Source organism: Chryseobacterium sp. UNC8MFCol (assembly GCF_000482305.1).
In the GTDB taxonomy this organism is placed as follows: domain Bacteria; phylum Bacteroidota; class Bacteroidia; order Flavobacteriales; family Weeksellaceae; genus Chryseobacterium; species Chryseobacterium indologenes.
The window spans coordinates 134,495-154,177 of sequence record NZ_KI535292.1 but is presented as its reverse complement, the minus strand read 5'-3'; the positions used below and the strand labels follow the sequence as shown (position 1 = coordinate 154,177).

Annotated in this window: 18 protein-coding genes; 13 read left to right on the top strand and 5 right to left on the bottom strand. The window is 37.1% G+C overall.

The features are described from left to right. Positions 1 to 130: 130 nt before the first annotated feature. The 3 genes from M030_RS0120995 to M030_RS0120985 are packed head-to-tail and all read right to left on the bottom strand — an operon-like array spanning position 131 to position 3,052. The gene (locus tag M030_RS0120995) at positions 131 to 1,921 is read right to left on the bottom strand and encodes a DUF4153 domain-containing protein (protein ID WP_027375201.1); all 1,791 of its coding nucleotides are present in this window, start codon (positions 1,919 to 1,921) and stop codon (positions 131 to 133) included. Between the two features lie 19 nt (positions 1,922 to 1,940). Further along, entirely contained in the window at positions 1,941 to 2,441 is a 501-nt protein-coding gene (locus tag M030_RS0120990; protein WP_027375200.1) for a BlaI/MecI/CopY family transcriptional regulator, read from the bottom strand. Between the two features lie 8 nt (positions 2,442 to 2,449). Further along, entirely contained in the window at positions 2,450 to 3,052 is a 603-nt protein-coding gene (locus M030_RS0120985; protein WP_027375199.1) for a phosphatase PAP2 family protein, read from the bottom strand. Between the two features lie 518 nt (positions 3,053 to 3,570). Between M030_RS0120985 and pdhA the strand changes: the two genes are divergently transcribed. The 9 genes from pdhA to M030_RS0120940 all read left to right on the top strand — a co-directional run bounded on the left by pdhA (position 3,571) and on the right by M030_RS0120940 (position 11,689). Beyond that, on the top strand, positions 3,571 to 4,572 hold the full coding sequence (gene pdhA / locus M030_RS0120980; protein WP_027375198.1) for a pyruvate dehydrogenase (acetyl-transferring) E1 component subunit alpha: 1,002 nt from the start codon (positions 3,571 to 3,573) through the stop codon (positions 4,570 to 4,572). 84 nt (positions 4,573 to 4,656) lie between these two features. After that, positions 4,657 to 6,264, top strand: coding sequence for a dihydrolipoamide acetyltransferase family protein (locus M030_RS0120975; protein ID WP_027375197.1), 1,608 nt, complete (start codon positions 4,657 to 4,659; stop codon positions 6,262 to 6,264). Between the two features lie 113 nt (positions 6,265 to 6,377). Then, positions 6,378 to 7,046: an ABC transporter ATP-binding protein gene (locus M030_RS0120970; protein ID WP_027375196.1), complete on the top strand. Its 669-nt coding sequence runs from the start codon at positions 6,378 to 6,380 to the stop codon at positions 7,044 to 7,046. Positions 7,047 to 7,064: 18 nt separating this feature from the next. Further along, complete coding sequence (locus tag M030_RS0120965; protein WP_027375195.1) at positions 7,065 to 7,640, top strand: murein L,D-transpeptidase catalytic domain-containing protein; 576 nt, start codon at positions 7,065 to 7,067, stop codon at positions 7,638 to 7,640. A gap of 30 nt (positions 7,641 to 7,670) precedes the next feature. Continuing rightward, positions 7,671 to 8,348 (top strand): RadC family protein, encoded by a 678-nt coding sequence (gene radC, locus M030_RS0120960; RefSeq protein ID WP_027375194.1) that lies wholly within the window; start codon positions 7,671 to 7,673, stop codon positions 8,346 to 8,348. Then, positions 8,345 to 9,256 (top strand): hypothetical protein, encoded by a 912-nt coding sequence (locus M030_RS0120955; RefSeq protein WP_027375193.1) that lies wholly within the window; start codon positions 8,345 to 8,347, stop codon positions 9,254 to 9,256. Before radC ends, M030_RS0120955 begins: the two co-directional genes overlap by 4 nt. Positions 9,257 to 9,347: 91 nt before the next feature. Continuing rightward, a complete protein-coding gene (locus tag M030_RS0120950; RefSeq protein WP_151457975.1) occupies positions 9,348 to 10,523 on the top strand; it encodes a hypothetical protein in 1,176 nt (391 codons plus the stop codon). Between the two features lie 24 nt (positions 10,524 to 10,547). Continuing rightward, positions 10,548 to 11,060: a hypothetical protein gene (locus M030_RS0120945; RefSeq protein WP_027375191.1), complete on the top strand. Its 513-nt coding sequence runs from the start codon at positions 10,548 to 10,550 to the stop codon at positions 11,058 to 11,060. 17 nt (positions 11,061 to 11,077) lie between these two features. Next, a complete protein-coding gene (locus M030_RS0120940) occupies positions 11,078 to 11,689 on the top strand; it encodes an inorganic pyrophosphatase (protein ID WP_027375190.1) in 612 nt (203 codons plus the stop codon). 84 nt (positions 11,690 to 11,773) lie between these two features. On the opposite strand, the gene M030_RS0120935 is transcribed toward M030_RS0120940, so the two are convergent. Continuing rightward, entirely contained in the window at positions 11,774 to 13,495 is a 1,722-nt protein-coding gene (locus tag M030_RS0120935; RefSeq protein WP_027375189.1) for an amidohydrolase, read from the bottom strand. A 135-nt stretch (positions 13,496 to 13,630) separates the two neighbouring features. Between M030_RS0120935 and M030_RS0120930 the strand changes: the two genes are divergently transcribed. Beyond that, on the top strand, positions 13,631 to 16,366 hold the full coding sequence (locus M030_RS0120930; protein ID WP_027375188.1) for a sodium-translocating pyrophosphatase: 2,736 nt from the start codon (positions 13,631 to 13,633) through the stop codon (positions 16,364 to 16,366). A gap of 131 nt (positions 16,367 to 16,497) precedes the next feature. Here M030_RS0120930 and M030_RS0120925 read toward each other — a convergent pair whose 3' ends face one another. Further along, entirely contained in the window at positions 16,498 to 17,637 is a 1,140-nt protein-coding gene (locus M030_RS0120925; RefSeq protein ID WP_027375187.1) for an aminotransferase class I/II-fold pyridoxal phosphate-dependent enzyme, read from the bottom strand. Positions 17,638 to 17,722: 85 nt separating this feature from the next. On the opposite strand from M030_RS0120925, the gene M030_RS0120920 reads away from it, so the two are divergent. The 3 genes from M030_RS0120920 to M030_RS0120910 are packed head-to-tail and all read left to right on the top strand — an operon-like array spanning position 17,723 to position 19,662. Further along, positions 17,723 to 18,763, top strand: coding sequence for a M28 family metallopeptidase (locus M030_RS0120920; protein ID WP_027375186.1), 1,041 nt, complete (start codon positions 17,723 to 17,725; stop codon positions 18,761 to 18,763). Between the two features lie 23 nt (positions 18,764 to 18,786). After that, entirely contained in the window at positions 18,787 to 19,149 is a 363-nt protein-coding gene (locus M030_RS0120915; protein ID WP_027375185.1) for a glyoxalase, read from the top strand. A gap of 12 nt (positions 19,150 to 19,161) precedes the next feature. Continuing rightward, positions 19,162 to 19,662 (top strand): endonuclease V, encoded by a 501-nt coding sequence (locus tag M030_RS0120910; RefSeq protein WP_027375184.1) that lies wholly within the window; start codon positions 19,162 to 19,164, stop codon positions 19,660 to 19,662. The last annotated feature ends 21 nt before the right edge of the window (positions 19,663 to 19,683 follow it).

Genomic DNA, 19,683 nt, shown 5'->3' with positions numbered 1-19,683 from the left:
TTTTATATAGTTTTCTGATATGGATACTTTGTTTCCCGGAAATATATATTGAAAAACTGAGTTTTTTCATTTGTAAAAGTTCAGAATTCTAATCATAAAAAAGGCTGTTTCTACATGAAACAGCCTTTTTTTATTTTGGTTTGATCAAGATATATACATCACCGCAATAGATGTTATCCCTCTTGTTGTAAAAGTCTTTTTCTTTTGTGACTTGCTTTAGAATAAGCTTGATATGGTATTTTCCCAGATCATCTTCCACCTTAATATCCGGTACATAGACCGTTCCGGTTTTGCCTTTGTTTTCCTGAAAAAGCTTCATGATCTCAGGGCCTGCTTCTATTTCTTCTTTGTTGTTGAGTATAAGTTTAAAGGAGGACCTTTCAGTGAGTTTATCAATGATTTTAAATTGATCCTCATTCAGTTTTTGCGGATCCTGATTATAACCGGTTACGTTCAGCAGATACTGATAATCATCAATTTTAATGGCTTGTTGTTCAGAAACAATGACAAGTCGTTCCGTGTCATACGAGTCTTTTCTTGTGGTCGTATTTACATGGGTAAATTTTCCCTCAACAGTAAATCGTATCGAATAAAAGTTTCCAGCTTCAATGCTTTTAGTCAAATCTGCACGGTCTTTTTTGTCCAGCAATCCCCGTATAAATTCACTTTGCTTTCTTTCGGCTAAAAATTGAAATTTATCAGCAATTTCATTTCTGATGGTATCGGTAATTTTTTGCTCAAAATTTATTTTGCCGTTATCCAGTAATTTTTGTTGGTTCAAAACCTTTAGCAGTTCCGTTCTCTGACTTCTCCGTGCAACACTGAAGGCATTGATATAGGGGAAAATCATGGCAAAAGCTCCAAAAAGAAATAAACTGACCGGGATAAACTTGATCGTCGCTTTTTTGTTTGAAATAAAATAGATGACCACGCTTAATAACCACAAGGCCAGAAGTAAAACGAAATACCTTGGTTCTGTATATCCGTATTCTAGAATTCTGGTGAAAATAGCAATAAACAGAAGAGCGACCAACGGGATAATTGTATAATAGAATGCCTTGGAAAAAATCTTAACCCAGGACTTTGCATTGGCTTCCTTCAATGGATGAACGAGAAGCAATGCCAGTATTCCTACCATACTATATGCTAAAATAAGATAGGAAACCCAACCTCTCGGCAGCTGCCAGTGAATCAGAATTTTGAAAGAGTAGAAGTAAAGGATAACTGCATAAATAAGCAGTAACGGAATTAAAATAAACTGCGTGAAAAACTTTAGAACAACAGGATAACTTGCATCTTTTTCAAGGGTAGGTAATCCTTTTTCATTGAATAAAAGAAAGATGAAACAACTTCCGGTGATAGCCATTACAAAAAATGTATTGGCATACAGTTTATCATTGAAATGGAAATCAAAAAGTTTGTCAATCGCCAGTATTGCCAGTTCAACACCACCTGTTAAAACACCTGTAAATACAGCTGTAAGGAATATATTGACGAATAAATTTTTATTGTATTGCCAGAATCCCAATTCTTTGCTTTTTTCCAGAAACGGAATAAAAGAAACCAGTAAGTGCATTAAAATACCTGTGACAACAATAAGGTAGGAATAATCGTCGGTGAAATAACTTTTCTTGTTGGGTAATATATTGTAAAAACCAATAAGAAAAGCAATTCCGGCTAATTGCAGCAAAAGTTCTTTTCCAATTCTTTGCGAAAGCATTGTCATCGCAAACATCAAAGAAATTCCCAGGCATGCACAGATGGTAAATTTTAAACAGGAAGCATATAGTTCGAATTGATTTGATGTATCAATCATACAAATAGCCCCGGTTGAGGCCAGTATAGCCATCACCAGGACGACAGGATAACGGAAAATGATTTCAGTTGTCCGGTTTAAAGTTTCCCGAAATTTTGTTTTCATGATTTGGTGTTTCAGTGATTTATTCTTTCTTTTTTTTCTTCTTTTTGTCTTTTTCCTTCTCTTTTTCTTTAGACTTGGCCTTCTTTTCTTTTTTCGGATTTAAAATTTCTTCTGCAAATTCGTATTTTGGTTCCTCTATCTTTACAGGCTTGGCAGGTTTAATCTCAATTTTAAGATCAAAATATCCCTTTAAGTCATCCTGGGTCAATAGCTTTTCATTAAAAAGGAACTCAAGGATTTCTTTTCCCGAATCATTAAAGAAATTGTGTGAAAGTTCTTTCAATAAAAACTTTTTATAGTTTTCAAAAGGAACAATGACTGTATATTTAAAAATTCTCCCTTCTTTAACGGTTGACAAATAACCTTTTTCAACTAATATTTTTAAATAGGTGGAAACCGTATTCTGGTGGGGTTTCGGTTCCGGATGCTGCTCCATAACGTCCTTCAGATAGAAAGATTCCATTTTCCAAAACAGCTTCATAAAGTTTTCTTCTGCGGCAGTAAGATGATTGATTTTCATAGAATTTCTTAATGTTGAAATTGAATATTGCAATAAAGATAAATAAAAGATACCATAAAAGCTATTCCAGCGCCCATAAATACTTCTCTCACGGTGTGTCTTTTTAAAATAATTCTGGTAATTCCCACCAGGATAGCTACTCCCAGCCACGCCAGACCCATTTTCCAGTCTAATGAAAAAAATAGGGCAGCTACAAATACATTGAACGCAGTATGCATAGAACTTTTAATAAAAAGATTACTGATCTGGAGGGAAAAAAGTAGGATTAAAATAAACAGCATGACCAGGTCAATATATCCATTCCTTATATAATGAAAGATAAGGTAGGAAATAACACAGACGGCAATAAATATATAAAGCGTTTTTCTCTGAATCCGGTTGGATACGTCCATATTGGTGTATCTCCCGGTTTTTACATTCCATACAAGCCAGATAACGGTTGGAACAATGATCATTAACAATACAGGAACGAAATAAAGAAGAGAATCATTAAGAGTGTACTGTTTGATACTCATATATATAAAGAAGATCACCAAAGACACCAGAGGGTTGAAGAAATCGGATATAACTTTCGAAATTTTGTGTAACAATGAAGACTTTTTTTCTTCCATATTCAAGTTTAAAGCTCAAATATAAGACTATAACCCCAAAAAACAAATGAAGACAGCGCACTGAAGCGCCTGAGGAATTCTCAGAAGTGATCTCTTTTATAGGCTGAAAAAGCAAAACTGCATGGGGATTTTGTTAATAATATTGCAGACAGAACTCTTGGGTTCACAGAATTTTCTCCCAATACCAGCTATTAAAATAACCAAAACAATATGTTAACGATAATTAAAGAGGAAAGACGATGAGAATAAAACTGGATGTTTTTTTAATGTTCCGGTCTCATCTGATATTTCAGAAAACCCGCACAGGCAGGGTGATTCTTTAATAATACTAATCAAAAAATAAGAGGTATATCTTCACTTTGCGAGCTTTTCTATGGCTCGAAAATTAAGAATAATCAGTTCGGCCTGCAAATAGATTTCAGAGAAAAATCGAAAAGTTACTTATGCATACAATAAAAACAAAGTTTTTTTCATAATTTTGCTCAACTATTTCATAATAAAAAAGCAAGAGCTAACACATGAAAGAATTTTCTAAAGAGGTATACCTGAAGTGGTATGAAGATATGACAATGTGGAGAAGGTTTGAAGACAAATGCCGTTCTCTTTATCTAAAACAAAAGATCAGAGGATTTTTACATTTGTATAACGGTCAGGAAGCGATCCCTGCCGGATTCACACATGCAATGGATTTAACCAAAGACAGTATGATTACTGCATACAGATGTCACATCCATCCAATGGCGATGGGCGTAGATCCTAAAAGAATCATGGCTGAGCTTTGTGGTAAAGCTACCGGAACATCCGGAGGTATGGGTGGATCTATGCACATTTTCAGTAAAGAACACCGTTTCTATGGAGGACATGGTATTGTGGGAGGACAGATTCCTTTAGGAGCAGGTATTGCTTTTGCAGATAAATATTTTGACAGAAAAGCTGTGAATATTTGCTTCTTCGGAGACGGAGCTGCAAGACAAGGTTCTTTACATGAAACGTTCAACATGGCTATGAACTGGAAACTGCCTGTAGTATTTGTTGTAGAAAACAACCAGTATGCAATGGGAACTTCTGTAAAAAGAACAGCCAACCACGAAGATATCTACAAATTAGGATTAGGATACGAAATGCCTTGCCTTGCTGTAGATGCAATGGACCCTGAAAAAGTAGCCGAAGCTGCTTACGAAGCAATTGAAAGAGCAAGAAGAGGAGATGGGCCAACATTTATCGAAGCAAGAACTTACCGTTACAGAGGACACTCTATGTCTGATGCTGAGCCATACAGATCTAAAGAAGAAGTAGCTGTTCATAAGAATGATGATCCGATTGAATTGGTAAAACACAGAATTCTTGAAAACGGATGGGCTACAGAAGCTGAACTGGAAGCTATGGATAACAAATCAAGAGATTTTGTTGACGAATGTGTAGAATTTATGGAAAACTCTCCTTATCCTGAGGCTGAGAAAATCTATGAATATGTGTACGCTCAGGAGGATTATCCATTCCTAGACAAATTAGAAAACTAAAAAATAAAAATTAATTTGAAATTTGAAGTTTGACATTTCTGAAATCTCAAATCTCAAATCTCGAATCTCAAATCAATATAGATTATGGCAGAAGTAATTACGATGCCCCGCCTTTCGGATACGATGACGGAAGGGAAAGTGGCGAAATGGCATAAAAAAGTAGGAGATAAAGTAAAAGAAGGAGATATTTTAGCTGAAATTGAAACGGACAAAGCAGTTCAGGATTTTGAATCTGAAGTAGAAGGTACTCTTTTATACGTAGGTGTAGAAGAAGGCGCTGCTGCCGTTGTAGATTCTGTTTTGGCAATTATCGGTAAAGAAGGAGAAGATATTTCAGGATTAACAGGTGGGGCTGCAGCTTCTACAACGGATTCTGAAGAAAAAAAATCAGAAGAACAACCAAAAGCTGAAGCTCAGGTTGCTGCTGAACCGGCTGCTGCTGAAGTTCCGGCAGGAGTAGAAGTAATTACAATGCCGAGACTTTCTGATACAATGACAGAAGGTAAAGTGGCGAAATGGCATAAGAATGTAGGAGATACAGTAAAAGAAGGTGATCTTCTTGCTGAAATCGAAACAGATAAAGCAGTACAGGATTTCGAATCTGAATTTAACGGAGTATTACTGAAGCAAGGTGTTGCAGAAGGTGATGCTGCTCCTGTTGATTCAGTATTGGCAATCATTGGGCCTGAAGGAACCGATGTATCGGCTGTAGGAGCTCCAAAAGCTGCTGCTCAGCCTTCTGAAAAACCTGCTGAACAAAAAACTGAAGCTAAAACAGAAGAAAAAGCTGCTCCGGCTGCAAACTCTTCATCTTCAGACAGAGTGGCCATTTCTCCATTAGCTAAGAAAATGGCTCAGGATAAAGGCGTTGACATCAACACTGTTCAAGGTTCAGGAGAGAACGGAAGAATCGTTAAAAAAGATATCGAAAATTATCAGCCTGCTGCTCAATCCGCTGCTTCAGCTCCGGCTGCAAGTGCTGCTGCTCAGGTTGCTGTGAACTTCGTTCAGGGAGAAGATACAGAGACTCCAAACTCACAGGTAAGAAATATCATTGCAAAACGTCTTTCTGAAAGTAAATTCTCTGCCCCTCACTATTATCTGATGGTGGAAATCAACATGGATAAAGCAATTGAGGCAAGAAAAGAGATCAATTCTATTCCGGATACGAAGATTTCATTCAATGATATGATCATTAAAGCTACCGCTATTGCTTTGAGAAAACACCCTCAGGTAAATTCAAGCTGGGCAGGTGACAAGATCATCCACAGAGGAAATATCAACGTAGGGGTAGCAGTAGCTATTCCGGACGGATTGGTTGTTCCAGTATTGAAAAATACAGACCAGATGTCTTACACGCAGATTTCTGCAGCGGTAAAAGATATGGCTTCCAGAGCTAAGAGCAAAGGTCTTAAAGCTAACGAAATGGAAGGATCTACATTCTCAATTTCTAACCTTGGAATGTTCGGAATCGAAACATTTACCAGTATTATCAACCAGCCAAACTCTGCAATCCTTTCAGTAGGAGCGATCATCGAGAAACCAATCGTAAAGAACGGTCAGATCGTAGTAGGAAACACCATGAAACTTTCGTTAGCGTGTGACCACAGGGTAGTAGACGGTGCTACAGGTGCTCAATTCTTACAAACATTAAGAACATATTTAGAGAATCCATTAACATTGTTACTGTAATTTCTAAGATATAAAATAGTAAAACCTCCCCAATCGGGAGGTTTTTTGTTTTTGTACTAATAATGTTATCCCAATATGTTGTAAAATCAACAATATGTTACTATTTTTGAATCATGATTAAAGCAAGAAATATCCATAAATCTTATGGGAATTTAGAAGTACTGAAAGGGGTAGATATTCATATCAAAATGGGCGAAGTGGTTTCAATTGTAGGAGAATCCGGAGCAGGTAAATCTACATTGTTGCAAATTTTAGGAACCCTGGATCATCCTACGCAATCGGGTAAGTATGATACTGAAATAGCGATAGCAGGAGAATCATTTATTAATATGAATGATAAACAGTTGTCTAAATTCAGAAATCAGAATATCGGCTTTGTATTTCAGTTCCACCAGCTTCTTCCGGAATTTACCGCTTTGGAGAATGTATTGCTTCCTACAAGAATAGCCGGAGCCAACGAAAGAGAGGCGATTGAAAAGGCATACGCTTTATTTGAAGATCTGAAGATAGAGCAGAGATTAAATCATAAACCCAATCAGCTTTCCGGGGGAGAAGCGCAAAGGGTAGCCGTGGCAAGAGCTTTAATCAATTCACCCAAAATTATCTTTGCTGATGAGCCGACAGGTAATCTCGATTCTAAAAATGCTGATGATCTTCACAGGTTGTTTTTTGACCTTAGGGACAAGTACAATCAGACCTTTGTCATTGTAACGCATAACCCGAATCTTGCAGAAATTACAGACCGTAAACTCATCATGAAAGATGGAATGATTATAGAATAGCAGCCAACACATTCAACGATGAAAAAATTTATTTTTCTTTTTATAATTATGATTTCCTGTTCAAAAGCTGAATCTCAGCAGTTGGATACCACCGCGATACCCGGATCGAAAATTGAGGAGATTAAAAATTATTTAAAAGGAAAAGACTATAATCAGCAGTTGGCCGTTTTTATAAATTTTAAAATAGCTTCCGGAAAGTATCGCTATTTTATCTATGATCTCAGGACAAACAAAATACTACAGAAAGCAGTCGTATCTCATGGATCAGGTTCTGTAATTCCCTGGTCAGAAGCATTGCAATTCAGTAATGCTGAAGGATCTTATCAGTCTTCATTAGGAAAATATGCCATTGGAGAAGGCTATGAGGGAAAGTTTGGAAAAGCATATCGGTTGAAAGGATTAGATCCTACAAACAGCAATGCGATGCAGCGGGCTATAGTTCTTCACTCGTACGGATGCGTTCCGGATAAAGAATCCCAGAAACCGGCTTGCCTGAGCCTGGGCTGTCCGATGCTCTCTCAGAATGCTTTTAAAGCATCTGCCCAATACATTGATCAGTCAAAACAATCCATTATCTTGTATGCATTTTATTAAAACATAATCTACTATTTATAATTCCGTGCTATGCCTATAAAATTTCTTGCAGAAGATGACAGACCAAGGGAAAAATTTTTGCAAAAAGGCAAGAATTCGCTTTCCGATTCTGAGTTGTTGGCGATCATAATGGGAAGCGGCAATAAAGAAGAAAGTTCCGTAGAGCTGGCCAGAAGGATTCTGACTTCGGTAAATAATAACTGGCACCAACTGAGCCTGCTTTCTGTCAAAGATTTGATGAAATTTAAAGGAATTGGAGAAGCAAAGGCTATTTCGATTGCCTCTGCCCTGGAAATCGGAAGAAGAAGAGCCGGACAGGAAATTCCTGAAAAATCAATTATAGGAAATAGCCATGACGCCTATGCCATCCTAAAGAACCAACTCTCAGATTTAAGAACTGAAGAATTTTGGGCTATTTTTTTGAACAACAGCAATAAAGTCATTCATATTGCACAACTGACTCACGGAGGCATAAGCCAGGCTATCGTTGATGTAAGAATACTTTTTAAAATCGCTCTGGAGCACTTTTCTACAGGCGTTATTATTGCTCATAACCATCCTTCAGGCAGTGTAAAACCAAGCAGGGAAGACCTCAATATTACACAAAAGATTAAAGAAGCTGGACAAACATTAACCATCCAGCTTTTAGATCACATTATCATTACACAAGATTCCTATTTTAGTTTCTCCGATTCAGGATTATTATGATTAAAAGATTAAAATACCATGAAATCGATTTTGTAAAATATTCTCAATGTTTAGAAAATTCTGAGCAGAGAAAATATACGGCAACAAAAGATTTTCTGGATATCACTTCAAAAAAACAATGGGAAGTTTTAGTGTACAACGATTACGAAGCAGTAATGCCCGTTCCCTTTATCCGGAAATATGGAGTGAAAATTGTGCATAATCCTAAACTCTGTCAGCAACTAGGAGTGTTTTCTAAGAAAGATGATGTACATCTGAACGAAGTCTTTCTTGAATATCTGGAAAAGAATTATCTGATAAGTACCTATCAATTTAATGATGTCAATCAATTTCTAAGAGAAATAAGAAGAAAGAAAAATTTTTTATTATATCCGGATTCTTATGAAAAAATATACGAGAGATATTCTCCCAAAAGAAAGAGAAAACTGAGAGGTGGGGAAGAGATAACAGATAAAATTGCCACTAAGGATGTTCATTATAAGGATGTGAAAAATTTTATTGAAATTCATGCAATAGGAGCCAGTAAGGAAGCTGATTTACATGAATTTATAAGAATTTTTAAAGATTTGTATGAATTAAATCGCCTGAAGTTTTCAGCTTTCTATTACAATAATAAAATCATTAATGTTATTGCTACTTATACCGATTGTCATATGGTAGCACTTTTAGGTACATTTAATGATAAAAATTATGTGAAGTTATCAGGTGCATCCATATTGATTGATAAGGCTATAAAGGAAACGATTGAAACAAATACCTTTGATTTTGAAGGTGGAGAACTTCCTAATATTGAAGAGTTTTTCAGAGGATTTCGGCCGGAACTGAGGCCATATGGGATAATTGAAAATTCAAAGAAAAACCTCGTCAAAAAGTTCATATATTTTCTTTTAACCGGTAAAAAATTATAAATGACAAAATGTTGTCGGGATTGATGCAATCTATAAGTACAACACGATCTATAGAAACTGGGTGATGGGAAACTATATTAAAGTAATATTTATGAAAAAAAAGAAAAATCTTCTTGTTTTTATATTCTCGATCTACGTAGGTCTCATGTCATACTATCTGTATACCCACCAGTATTATAATACGGATATGGAAGCGTATATGGGCTTGATTTACAAAGTGGAATATCCTGACATGAAGATTGAAGAAATCCATCATAAAGTATATTCGGAGATAAAAGAAAAGAATCCTGATTTCGCGGGATTGGGTCCGGTTGATCCAATGGTGAAAGAGGTGGCAAAGGGAGAAAGCACCTACTATAAATTCTTATCGGAAAATCCTAAAGCCTATGAAGAAGAATTACAGCTTTTCGCAGTAAAACCATTCTATAACTTTATCAATGTATTGTTTTTTAAACTTGGTTTTAAAGCCTCAACCTCTACTTTTTTAATTTCCATTATTTCTTACGCTCTTATTCTTGTTCTCATTTTTTGTTTTTTAATCCAAATTTTAAAAAATTATACCCTAGCCACGATAATAACGGTTTTATTATCATTGTTTAAACCAATTCTCGAAGCAAGCAGGCATGCTTCTCCGGATTCATTGTCCTGTTTATTGCTGTTGTTAAGCTTTTACACTTTTCTGATCAAAAAGAATGTTTTTTACACAACGATTTTTGCGATGTTATGTGTCTTTACCAGACCTGAGTATTTCATTTTATATTCATTTCTTTACCTTCTTGTTTTCTTTTACAGCGATAGGTTAGTACTTAATAAAAAGATTTTATCCCTATCATACGGTTATTTGCTGGCATCTTTCCTCTTGATTCAGTATTTCAATCAGGTGTCCTGGTCTGTTTTATTTATGAATCAGTTTACCCGGGTTCAGCTGTATCCGCTATCAAATCCTGATCATTTTCAGTTTGCTGATTATCTTCAGTTTATCAAAGGAAATATCATGTTGGAATTTAATGCATCCTATTTTCCCCTTTTATTGATCGTGTTGGTGATTATTTTAGCCAACAACTTTTCTTTCAGGAATAGAAAGAATCAGGTTCAATGCCTGTTTTTTGTGATTATTTACGGATCTGTTTTCCTAAGGTTTTTGATTTTTCCTTCTTTGGTAAACAGAATGATGATAGGCTTTTATCTCCTGATCATCCTGTCTATGATCTATATACAGAACTCTAAGGTGGATATCTTTAAAAACACTTTAGAACACGGAAAATAATTAGTAATTTTGCAATCTAAAATTATGGCGAGTTTATCAGGATATCTACCGTATGCATTTGCATTGATTATTGCAATTCCTTTTCTGGTTTTGCTCAGACAATTTGTACATTCCTATATTACTCTTAAAAATCAGGAAATCAAACTGCTTACCGTGAAGTCCAATTCAGAAAACAAAGCCCATTCCTATGAGAGAATGACATTGTTTCTGGACAGGTTAAAACCCTCCAATCTTATTCAGAAATTTGACAGGGAATTAGCCGTTCATGAGTTTATTTTTCTTACTGAAAAGACAATCAATGAAGAATTTGAATATAACTCGTCTCAACAGCTTTATATCACAAAACATTCCTGGAAAAATATCGTAGATTCTAAAAATGCAGTTATAGAGCTGCTTCACAGAACTTATGACGGATTGAAAGGAGAGGTTCAGCTGGATGAATTCAAGACGATTTTCATCATGAATTATATGGAAGGCAACGATTACATTGTGGAAACCATAGAAGATTTAAGAAAAGAAATTTTAATAATAACTTAAAAAATAACAGATAAATAATGATTCCAAATTTTAAAGCACATCCATGGCACGGAATTTCTGCAGGAGAAGATGCGCCAAATGTTGTAAACGTATTTGTGGAAATTGTTCCTTCAGATACTATTAAATATGAAGTAGATAAAGAAACAGGATACCTAAAAGTAGACAGACCTCAAAAATTCTCTAATATCATCCCGGCTTTATATGGTTTTGTTCCAAGAACATACTGTGATCAGGAAGTAATGAAACTTGCTGTAGAATCAGGCGCTACGGATGTTACAATGGGAGATCATGATCCTCTTGATATTTGTGTTTTAAGTTCTCATAACATCCATGCCGGAGGTTTATTGATGGAAGCTATTCCAATCGGAGGTTTCAAAATGATCGACGGAGGAGAAGCTGATGATAAAATTGTTGCAGTAATGATCAATGACCATGCTTTTGGGCACTTCAGAGATATTGCTGAATTACCGGAAGCTGAAGTAAAAAGATTAATGCATTATTTCCTTACGTATAAAAACCTGCCGGATGAGCCTGCAAAATGCAGAATTCAGGAGGTTTACGGAGCTGAGCATGCAAAAAAAGTAATCAAAGCTTCTCAGGCTGATTATGCAGATAAATTCGGAGGATAATATTTCCTTTCCAAAGCATACAAAAAAGCAGATGAAGATTCATCTGCTTTTTCTTTGTGAGTATTTTATTCTGCCTCAACCGATTTAGTTGCTTTTGTATACGGAATTTCCTTCTTTGATGGTTTCAAGAACTTTAATGTTTCTGAGATTTTCAGGAGTTATCGTTAAAGGATTCTGATCCAGAATGACAAAGTCTGCCAGTTTACCTGCTTTAACAGATCCTTTTCTGTTTTCTTCCTGCAGTTGATAAGCTCCGTTGATGGTAATAGCTTTCAGGGCTTCAAGAGGAGTGATTCTTTCATTGGGACCTAAAATCATTCCTGACCTTGTCTTTCTGTTTACCGCAGCATATACAGCGGTAATTAAATCGGGTGGAGTAACCGGAGAATCATGATGGATGGTAAATGTAATTCCTGCTTTTGATGCTGAGTTGGCAGGACTTATAAAAGAAGCTCTTTCAGGACCAAAAACACTCGAATAGTGCCAATCGCCCCATAAATAAGTATGAGTAGAAAAGTAAGAAGGAATTACTCCTAATTCTTTTATTTTCTGAATATGATCAGGGCGGCTGTTTTGTACATGAATTAAGGTTGCCCGCAATTCCGGTTTATAAATGTTTTCATCTTTTAACCTTTTAATAACCCGGATTGCCTGATCTATTGCAGCATCTCCGTTCACATGAAGCTGTGCGGTTATATGGTTTTGGAAAAGTGTTTTCAGATCGTTATATAACGTTTCATCCGTAAAGATGGGAAATCCTTTGTAGTCTTTAGACTGGCCTTCCGGCGGAACCAAATAAGGCTGAGTAAGCCAGGCTGTTTTACCTTGTGGAGAACCGTCATCCGAAAATTTGAACCCGGCCAGTTTCAGATGATTTTCATATTTCATATACTTAGGTTTGAAACGGTCGAATTCCTTTTTGAAATATTCATAATCAGGAAAGTAAACGACATCGGCTTTAAAAAGATGTTGAGCCGCTGCTTTTTCTAACAGACCAACGCTTTCTCCCATAGTTCTTCCATCACAAACAGTAGTCTGTCCATAGCTGAGCCATTCATCCTGGGCTTTCATCAGATTTTCCATGGCATGAGCCTCAGTGTCTTTGCCTTTATTCATTTTTTCAGTTAAGGTTAATAAAGCAGTGAAACTCGCGTTCTCTTCTAATTTCCCATTCAGTTTTCCTGTTTCTTTATCCCTGCTGATGTGTCCTCCTTCAGGATCTTTTGATGCTTCTGTTATTCCCAGAAGTTGTAGCATTGCGCTGTTTGCTACGCTGGCGTGCCCTGAGGCATGAATAACAATAATAGGATTGGTTTTACTAATGATATCCAGTTCTGATTTTGTAGGATGACGGTGCTCTCTCATAATGGCATCATCATAACCATTTCCGATAATCGGCTGCTTATCCGTAATTTTATTTTCTTTAATGTAGTTCTTAACCGTAATCTGTAAATCTTTAATTGAATTCACTGTTCCATAAGGTTCCGGAGATAGGTCTACGGCATCCATCGTCCCGGCTCTTGAAGTAAGGTGTCCATGAACATCTATAAACCCGGGAAGAAGAGTTTTCCCATGGAGATTAATCATTTTGGTGGCTGGCTCTGAAAAACGCTCTGCTTCCGATTTTGTTCCGGCAAAAAGTATTTTACCGTCTTTTACTGCTACAGCTTCAACCTGGGGAGAAGAATCTTCCATTGTTATGATAGGACCTCCAAAATAAAGTATCTCAGCTTTTTCTTGTGGAATCTTATGGTGACAGCTGCTTATTCCTGCAGACAAAAAAAGAGTATATAATATCCTTTTCATAAACAATTAATTCAAATAATAGTGAGAAACAAATTTACAAAATAATAGATTATTATTAGTGAATTTTATTATGTGTTTATAATTTCATTATATTTATAAGCCTAATCTCAATTTTTTAATATAAAATAATAAACTATGGATCTATTTGTGTTAGTGCCAATTTTTGGTGTCATAGCTTTGCTTTATACATTTCTTCAGAGCAACTGGGTCAATAAACAGAATGCCGGAAATGAAAAAATGAAAATAATCAGCGGCCATATTGCAGATGGTGCAATGGCTTTTCTAAAGGCTGAATATAAAATCTTAATGTACTTCGTGGTGGTGGTCGCCATTTTACTTGCTGTAATGGGATCAAGCAATGCCAACTCACATTGGAGTATCGGAATCGCTTTTGCAGTAGGAGCGGTATTTTCCGCATTAGCTGGTTTTATCGGGATGAAAATTGCTACCAAAGCCAATGTCAGGACGGCAGAAGCCGCAAGAACTTCACTGTCGAAAGCGCTTAAAGTATCTTTTACAGGAGGTTCCGTTATGGGAATGGGGGTTGCAGGACTCGCTGTTTTAGGATTGGGAGCATTATTCCTGATCATTAAACAGATTTTTGCACCTGATGCCACAGTAGATTCTCACGAGATGGAAAGAACAATTGAAATCCTTACCGGATTTTCTCTTGGAGCAGAATCCATAGCACTTTTTGCAAGAGTAGGAGGTGGTATTTATACAAAAGCCGCAGATGTGGGAGCAGACCTGGTAGGAAAAGTAGAAGCCGGTATCCCGGAAGATGATCCAAGAAACCCCGCTACCATTGCAGATAATGTGGGTGATAATGTAGGAGATGTGGCAGGAATGGGGGCGGACCTTTTTGGATCTTATGTAGCCACCGTTCTGGCGACAATGGTCTTAGGAAGAGAAACCGTTTCTGATGATTCCTTCGGAGGATTTGCCCCGATTCTTTTACCCATGCTTATTGCGGGAACTGGAATTATCTTTTCAATGATAGGAACCTTATTTGTAAGGATTAATGATAATGAAGGCTCATCTACTTCCAGCGTACAAAATGCCCTGAACTTGGGGAATTGGGGAAGTATTATTATTACTGCAATAGCATCTTATTTCCTGGTAACCTATATCCTGCCCGAAAAAATGGTGCTCAGAGGCCACGAATTTACAAAAATGGGAGTCTTCGGAGCGATAATGGTGGGTTTGGTCGTAGGAACTTTAATGAGTATCATAACAGAATATTATACAGCCATGGGTAAAAGACCGGTTTCCAGTATTGTGAGACAGTCTTCTACCGGACATGCTACCAATATTATCGGAGGGCTTTCCGTTGGTATGGAATCTACTTTACTTCCGATTATTGTGCTGGCAGGCGGAATCTATGGCTCTTATCTGTGTGCCGGACTTTATGGGGTTGCTATCGCAGCAGCAGGAATGATGGCTACTACAGCTATGCAATTGGCAATAGATGCCTTTGGACCTATTGCGGATAATGCAGGAGGTATTGCTGAAATGAGTGAACTTCCCAAAGAAGTACGGGAGAAAACAGATATTCTGGACGCCGTAGGAAATACAACTGCCGCTACCGGGAAAGGGTTTGCGATTGCTTCAGCAGCTTTAACGGCATTAGCGTTATTTGCAGCTTTTGTTGGAATTGCAGGTATTGACGGTATTGATATATACAGAGCCGATGTTTTAGCCGGTTTATTCGTAGGCGGAATGATTCCGTTTATCTTTTCCTCTTTAGCGATCACAGCAGTGGGACAGGCTGCGATGGCGATGGTTGAAGAAGTGAGAAGACAGTTCCGCGAAATTCCTGGAATCTTAGAAGGAAAAGCACAACCTGAATATGAAAAATGCGTGGCGATTTCTACGGATGCATCTATCAGGAAGATGATGCTACCAGGTGCTATAGCAATCATATCACCCTTATTAATTGGATTTATATTCGGACCTGAAGTATTGGGAGGATTTCTTGCCGGTGCTACTGTTTGTGGTGTTTTGATGGGAATGTTTCAGAATAATGCAGGAGGCGCCTGGGATAATGCCAAAAAATCATTTGAAAAAGGGGTAGACATCAATGGACAGACTTATTATAAAGGTTCAGAACCTCACAAAGCTTCCGTGACGGGAGATACAGTGGGAGACCCGTTTAAAGATACTTCCGGTCCGTCAATGAATATTCTCATTAAGTTGATGTCAATTGTTTCACTGGTGATTGCTCCAACGTTAGCTGTTTTACATAAAGATAAAATTGAAGCGAACAGAAAAGCAAAAATCGAAGCTTTAACCGGGGTTTCTGCTGACCATTCTGTTACAGGAAATGTTGATCAGTCAGTATTACCTTTGAATCCTGCAGAAATTAAGGGGCACTTGAATGAAAATGGTGACTTTGTGTACGAAACAGGAAGTATTCAGAAATTAAAATTAAAAGGCGGTAAAACAATAGCCATTGGAGATGGTAGCCAGATCTATCAGTTATACAAATCCATTGATCAGAAAGATAAGACTATTGTAGATCCCAATAAATGGTATACCATCGAAAATCTTTATTTTGAAACCGGTTCAAGTGATTTAAAACCAGGTTATGAAATGCAGCTCAACAATCTGGCTGAGATTTTAAATGCTTATCCTGATCTGAAAATAAAATTAGGAGGTTACACGGATAACAGTGGCAATGAAGAAAGCAATCAGCAACTTTCTAATCTGAGAGCACAAACGGCAAAACTGAAATTACTTGAGCTCGGAGTTTCTGCAGACAGGGTAGAAGCAGAAGGGTATGGCTCACAACATCCCATTTGTGAAGCTAATGATACAGACGAATGTAAAGCCAAAAACAGAAGGATTGATGTAAGGGTTCTGGCTCTTTAATATCTTCCAATAAAATAAAAAGCATCGCAATAGCGGTGCTTTTTTATGTTTTGAAATCTACGCATAGTACCTATGATTCTATATGGTAAAAAATTACCCTGTTTTTTAACCTGAAAAAGAATTTGTTGTCCCTATAGATTTTTTCTCAGATGTTCCAGCGCCTGGATGATCAACTCATCTTTTTTAGCAAAACTGAATCTGATATAGTCTGAATTTTGTCGTGAATTATAAAATGCAGAAAGCGGAAGGCAGGCTACTTTTTTCTCAATGGTCAGCCATTTCGAAAACTCTACATCACTCATTGTCTTAGAAATATTTCTGAAATTAACGATCTGGAAAACACTTCCTTCCGCCTTTTGTTCTATTTTCAGGGGAGTATCGTGCATCATTTCATTAAAGATATCCCTTTTCGCCTGCATCAGCTTTCTGTGACCGGAAGGATCAAATACTTCCAGATATTTTGCCAAGGCATATTGTGCAGGTGCATTGGCACTATAGGAAATATACTGCTGGTGACACTGAAATAATGAGGTCAGCTCCGGTGATGCTATCATATAACTGACCTTCCAGCCGGAAGTATGAAACATTTTTCCAAATGAAAAAATACAGAATGTCCTTTTTTTAAGCTCCGGGTGCAAAAAAGAACTGTAATGCTCTTCTCCGTCATAACAATACGTATCATAAATTTCTTCTGAAACCAAATAAATCTCCCGGTCTTTGATCAGTTCATACAATGTACTCCAGTCAGTCTGTTTCCAGATTTTTCCGGTTGGATTTTGTGGTGAATTGACAATGATCGCTTTCGTTTTTTCTGAAATACAGCTTTTAAGATTTTCCCAGTTTATGACAAAATTATCATCAAGATCACAATATACGGGAACCCCGCCATTTATCACTACGGATGGACCATAAGTATAATAGGAAGGTTGTATAATGATCACTTCATCTCCCTGATTTAAAACAGATGTGAGGGCTGTATGTAAAGCAAAGGTTGCACACGGAACAATAGTGATTTGCTGAGAAGAAACCATCATACTGTGTTTACGTTTTGCATTGAACCTTATGATACTTTCGATTAATAAAGGGTTGCCGGAAAGAGGTTCATAATTATGAGTATCCAGGTCTGCAGCTTCTTGTAGAAAGGCTTTCAAACGTTCGTCAATGTCAAAATCCGGAAGCCCCAGAGACAAATCAAAACTTCCATGTCGCAACGCCAGCTCAGACATCTCTGTAAAAAAGGAATAATGAGTAAAACCGTCAATTCTTTTCATCTATTGCATTTAAATCAAATATAATGAAAATAACATTTCAAGGAATATTAAATAAAAATTGTTACTTTTAAGAAATTTATTCTTTATGAAAAAACTACTTATTCCGTTGTTTTCCCTGGCTGTAATGACCAGCTGCGGAACAGCCAATGTTTCGGACGGAACAACTTCGCAACCGACATTTTCCAAACAGGACAAAGCCTTTTCTAATGCTTATAAAGAGATCAAAGTTGAAGATTTAAAAAAGAATCTCTACGTTATCGCTGCAGATGATATGGAAGGAAGAGATACCGGAAGCAAAGGGCAGAAAAAAGCGGGAGAGTATATCGTGAATTATTATAAGAGTCTGGGAATTTCTCATCCTAAAACATTAGATTCTTATTACCAGAAGGTTCCTTCTGCATTTATGAAGAAAAGAGGCGGAGGTAACCTTCCGGATTCCGAAAATATTCTTGCTTTTATAGAAGGAAGTGAAAAGCCTGAAGAAATTGTAGTGGTATCTGCCCATTACGATCACGTAGGAATTAAAAATGGAATCGTTTATAACGGAGCAGACGATGACGGAAGCGGAACTGTCGCAGTAATGGAAATAGCCAAAGCCTTCCAGCAAGCCAAAAAAGCAGGAAAAGGGCCTAAAAGGTCAATGCTCTTCCTTCATGTTACAGGAGAGGAACATGGTTTGTTCGGATCTGAATATTATTCTGAAAACCCTGTATTCCCATTGGCTAATACGGTGGTGGACCTTAATATTGATATGATCGGAAGGGACGATCCTGCAAACAGGGGAAAACAATATGTGTATGTAATCGGCTCGGAAATGCTGAGCTCTCAGCTTAAAGTCATCAATGAAGCTGCCAATAAGAAAACAAACAATTTGGAGTTGAATTATAAATATGATGACCTTAATGATCCGGAACAGCTGTACTACCGTTCAGACCATTATAATTTCGCCAAACACAATATTCCGGTAGCATTTTTCTTTGACGGAATCCATGAAGATTACCATAAATCAACCGATGATCCGGAAAAAATTGATTATCCGCTTTTACAGAAAAGGGCACAGCTTATCTTCACGACGGCCTGGGATATTGCCAACCGCCCTGAAAGAATAGTTGTAGATAAAAAATAACCTGCAATGACTTTAAAAATAAAATGCCACAAAATATAAGATCAATCAGACCGTTCATCGGAGCCGAAAACTTTGAAATCAGTAGAAGATTTTACAAGGATCTTGGATTTCAGGAAGTTGTTCTTGAACCTAAATTGTCTTTGTTTAAAAGGGAAGAAGTCGGTTTCTATCTTCAGGATTATTATGCTAAAGAATGGGTGGATAATACAATGATCTTTATGGAAGTAATCAACACTGATGAATTCTGGAAAGAATTATTGTCGCTGAATCTTACTGATACCTATGAAAATGTAAAACTAACCCCTGTAAGGATCATGGAATGGGGAAAAGAATGTTTTGTACACGATCCGTCAGGAATTTTGTGGCATTTTGGAGAGTTCTTCTAACAAAAATTAAGCATGATTTACGCATTTGATACCTACTATTATGAAGACTATGCCAATACGGTATGTATTGCATTTGCAGACTGGAGCTCTGAAAAGGAGGTGGAAATTTTTACTGAACAAACCTCCGTACCCTCCGGTTACGAGAGTGGGGCTTTTTATAAAAGGGAGTTGCCTTGTATCGTAAGCCTGCTGGATAAAATCGTATTAAGACCCGGAGATATCATTATTGTTGACGGCTACGTGACCCTCGATAATGAAGGCAAAATTGGTCTTGGAGGCTATCTCTACGAGGTATTGAAAGAACAGTTTCCTGTAGTGGGTATTGCAAAAAACGAATTTACAACTCCGGATTCCCAAAGGAGAAGCGTTGTCAGAGGTGAGAGCAAAACTCCGCTTTTCCTTACAGCAAAAGGAATTGATGTAGATGAAGTTAAATTAAAGGTAGAACAGATGCATGGAACGTTCAGAATACCGGCTTTATTGAAAAAGCTTGATCAGTTAACCAGAGAATAACATCAATACAATATATTCCGG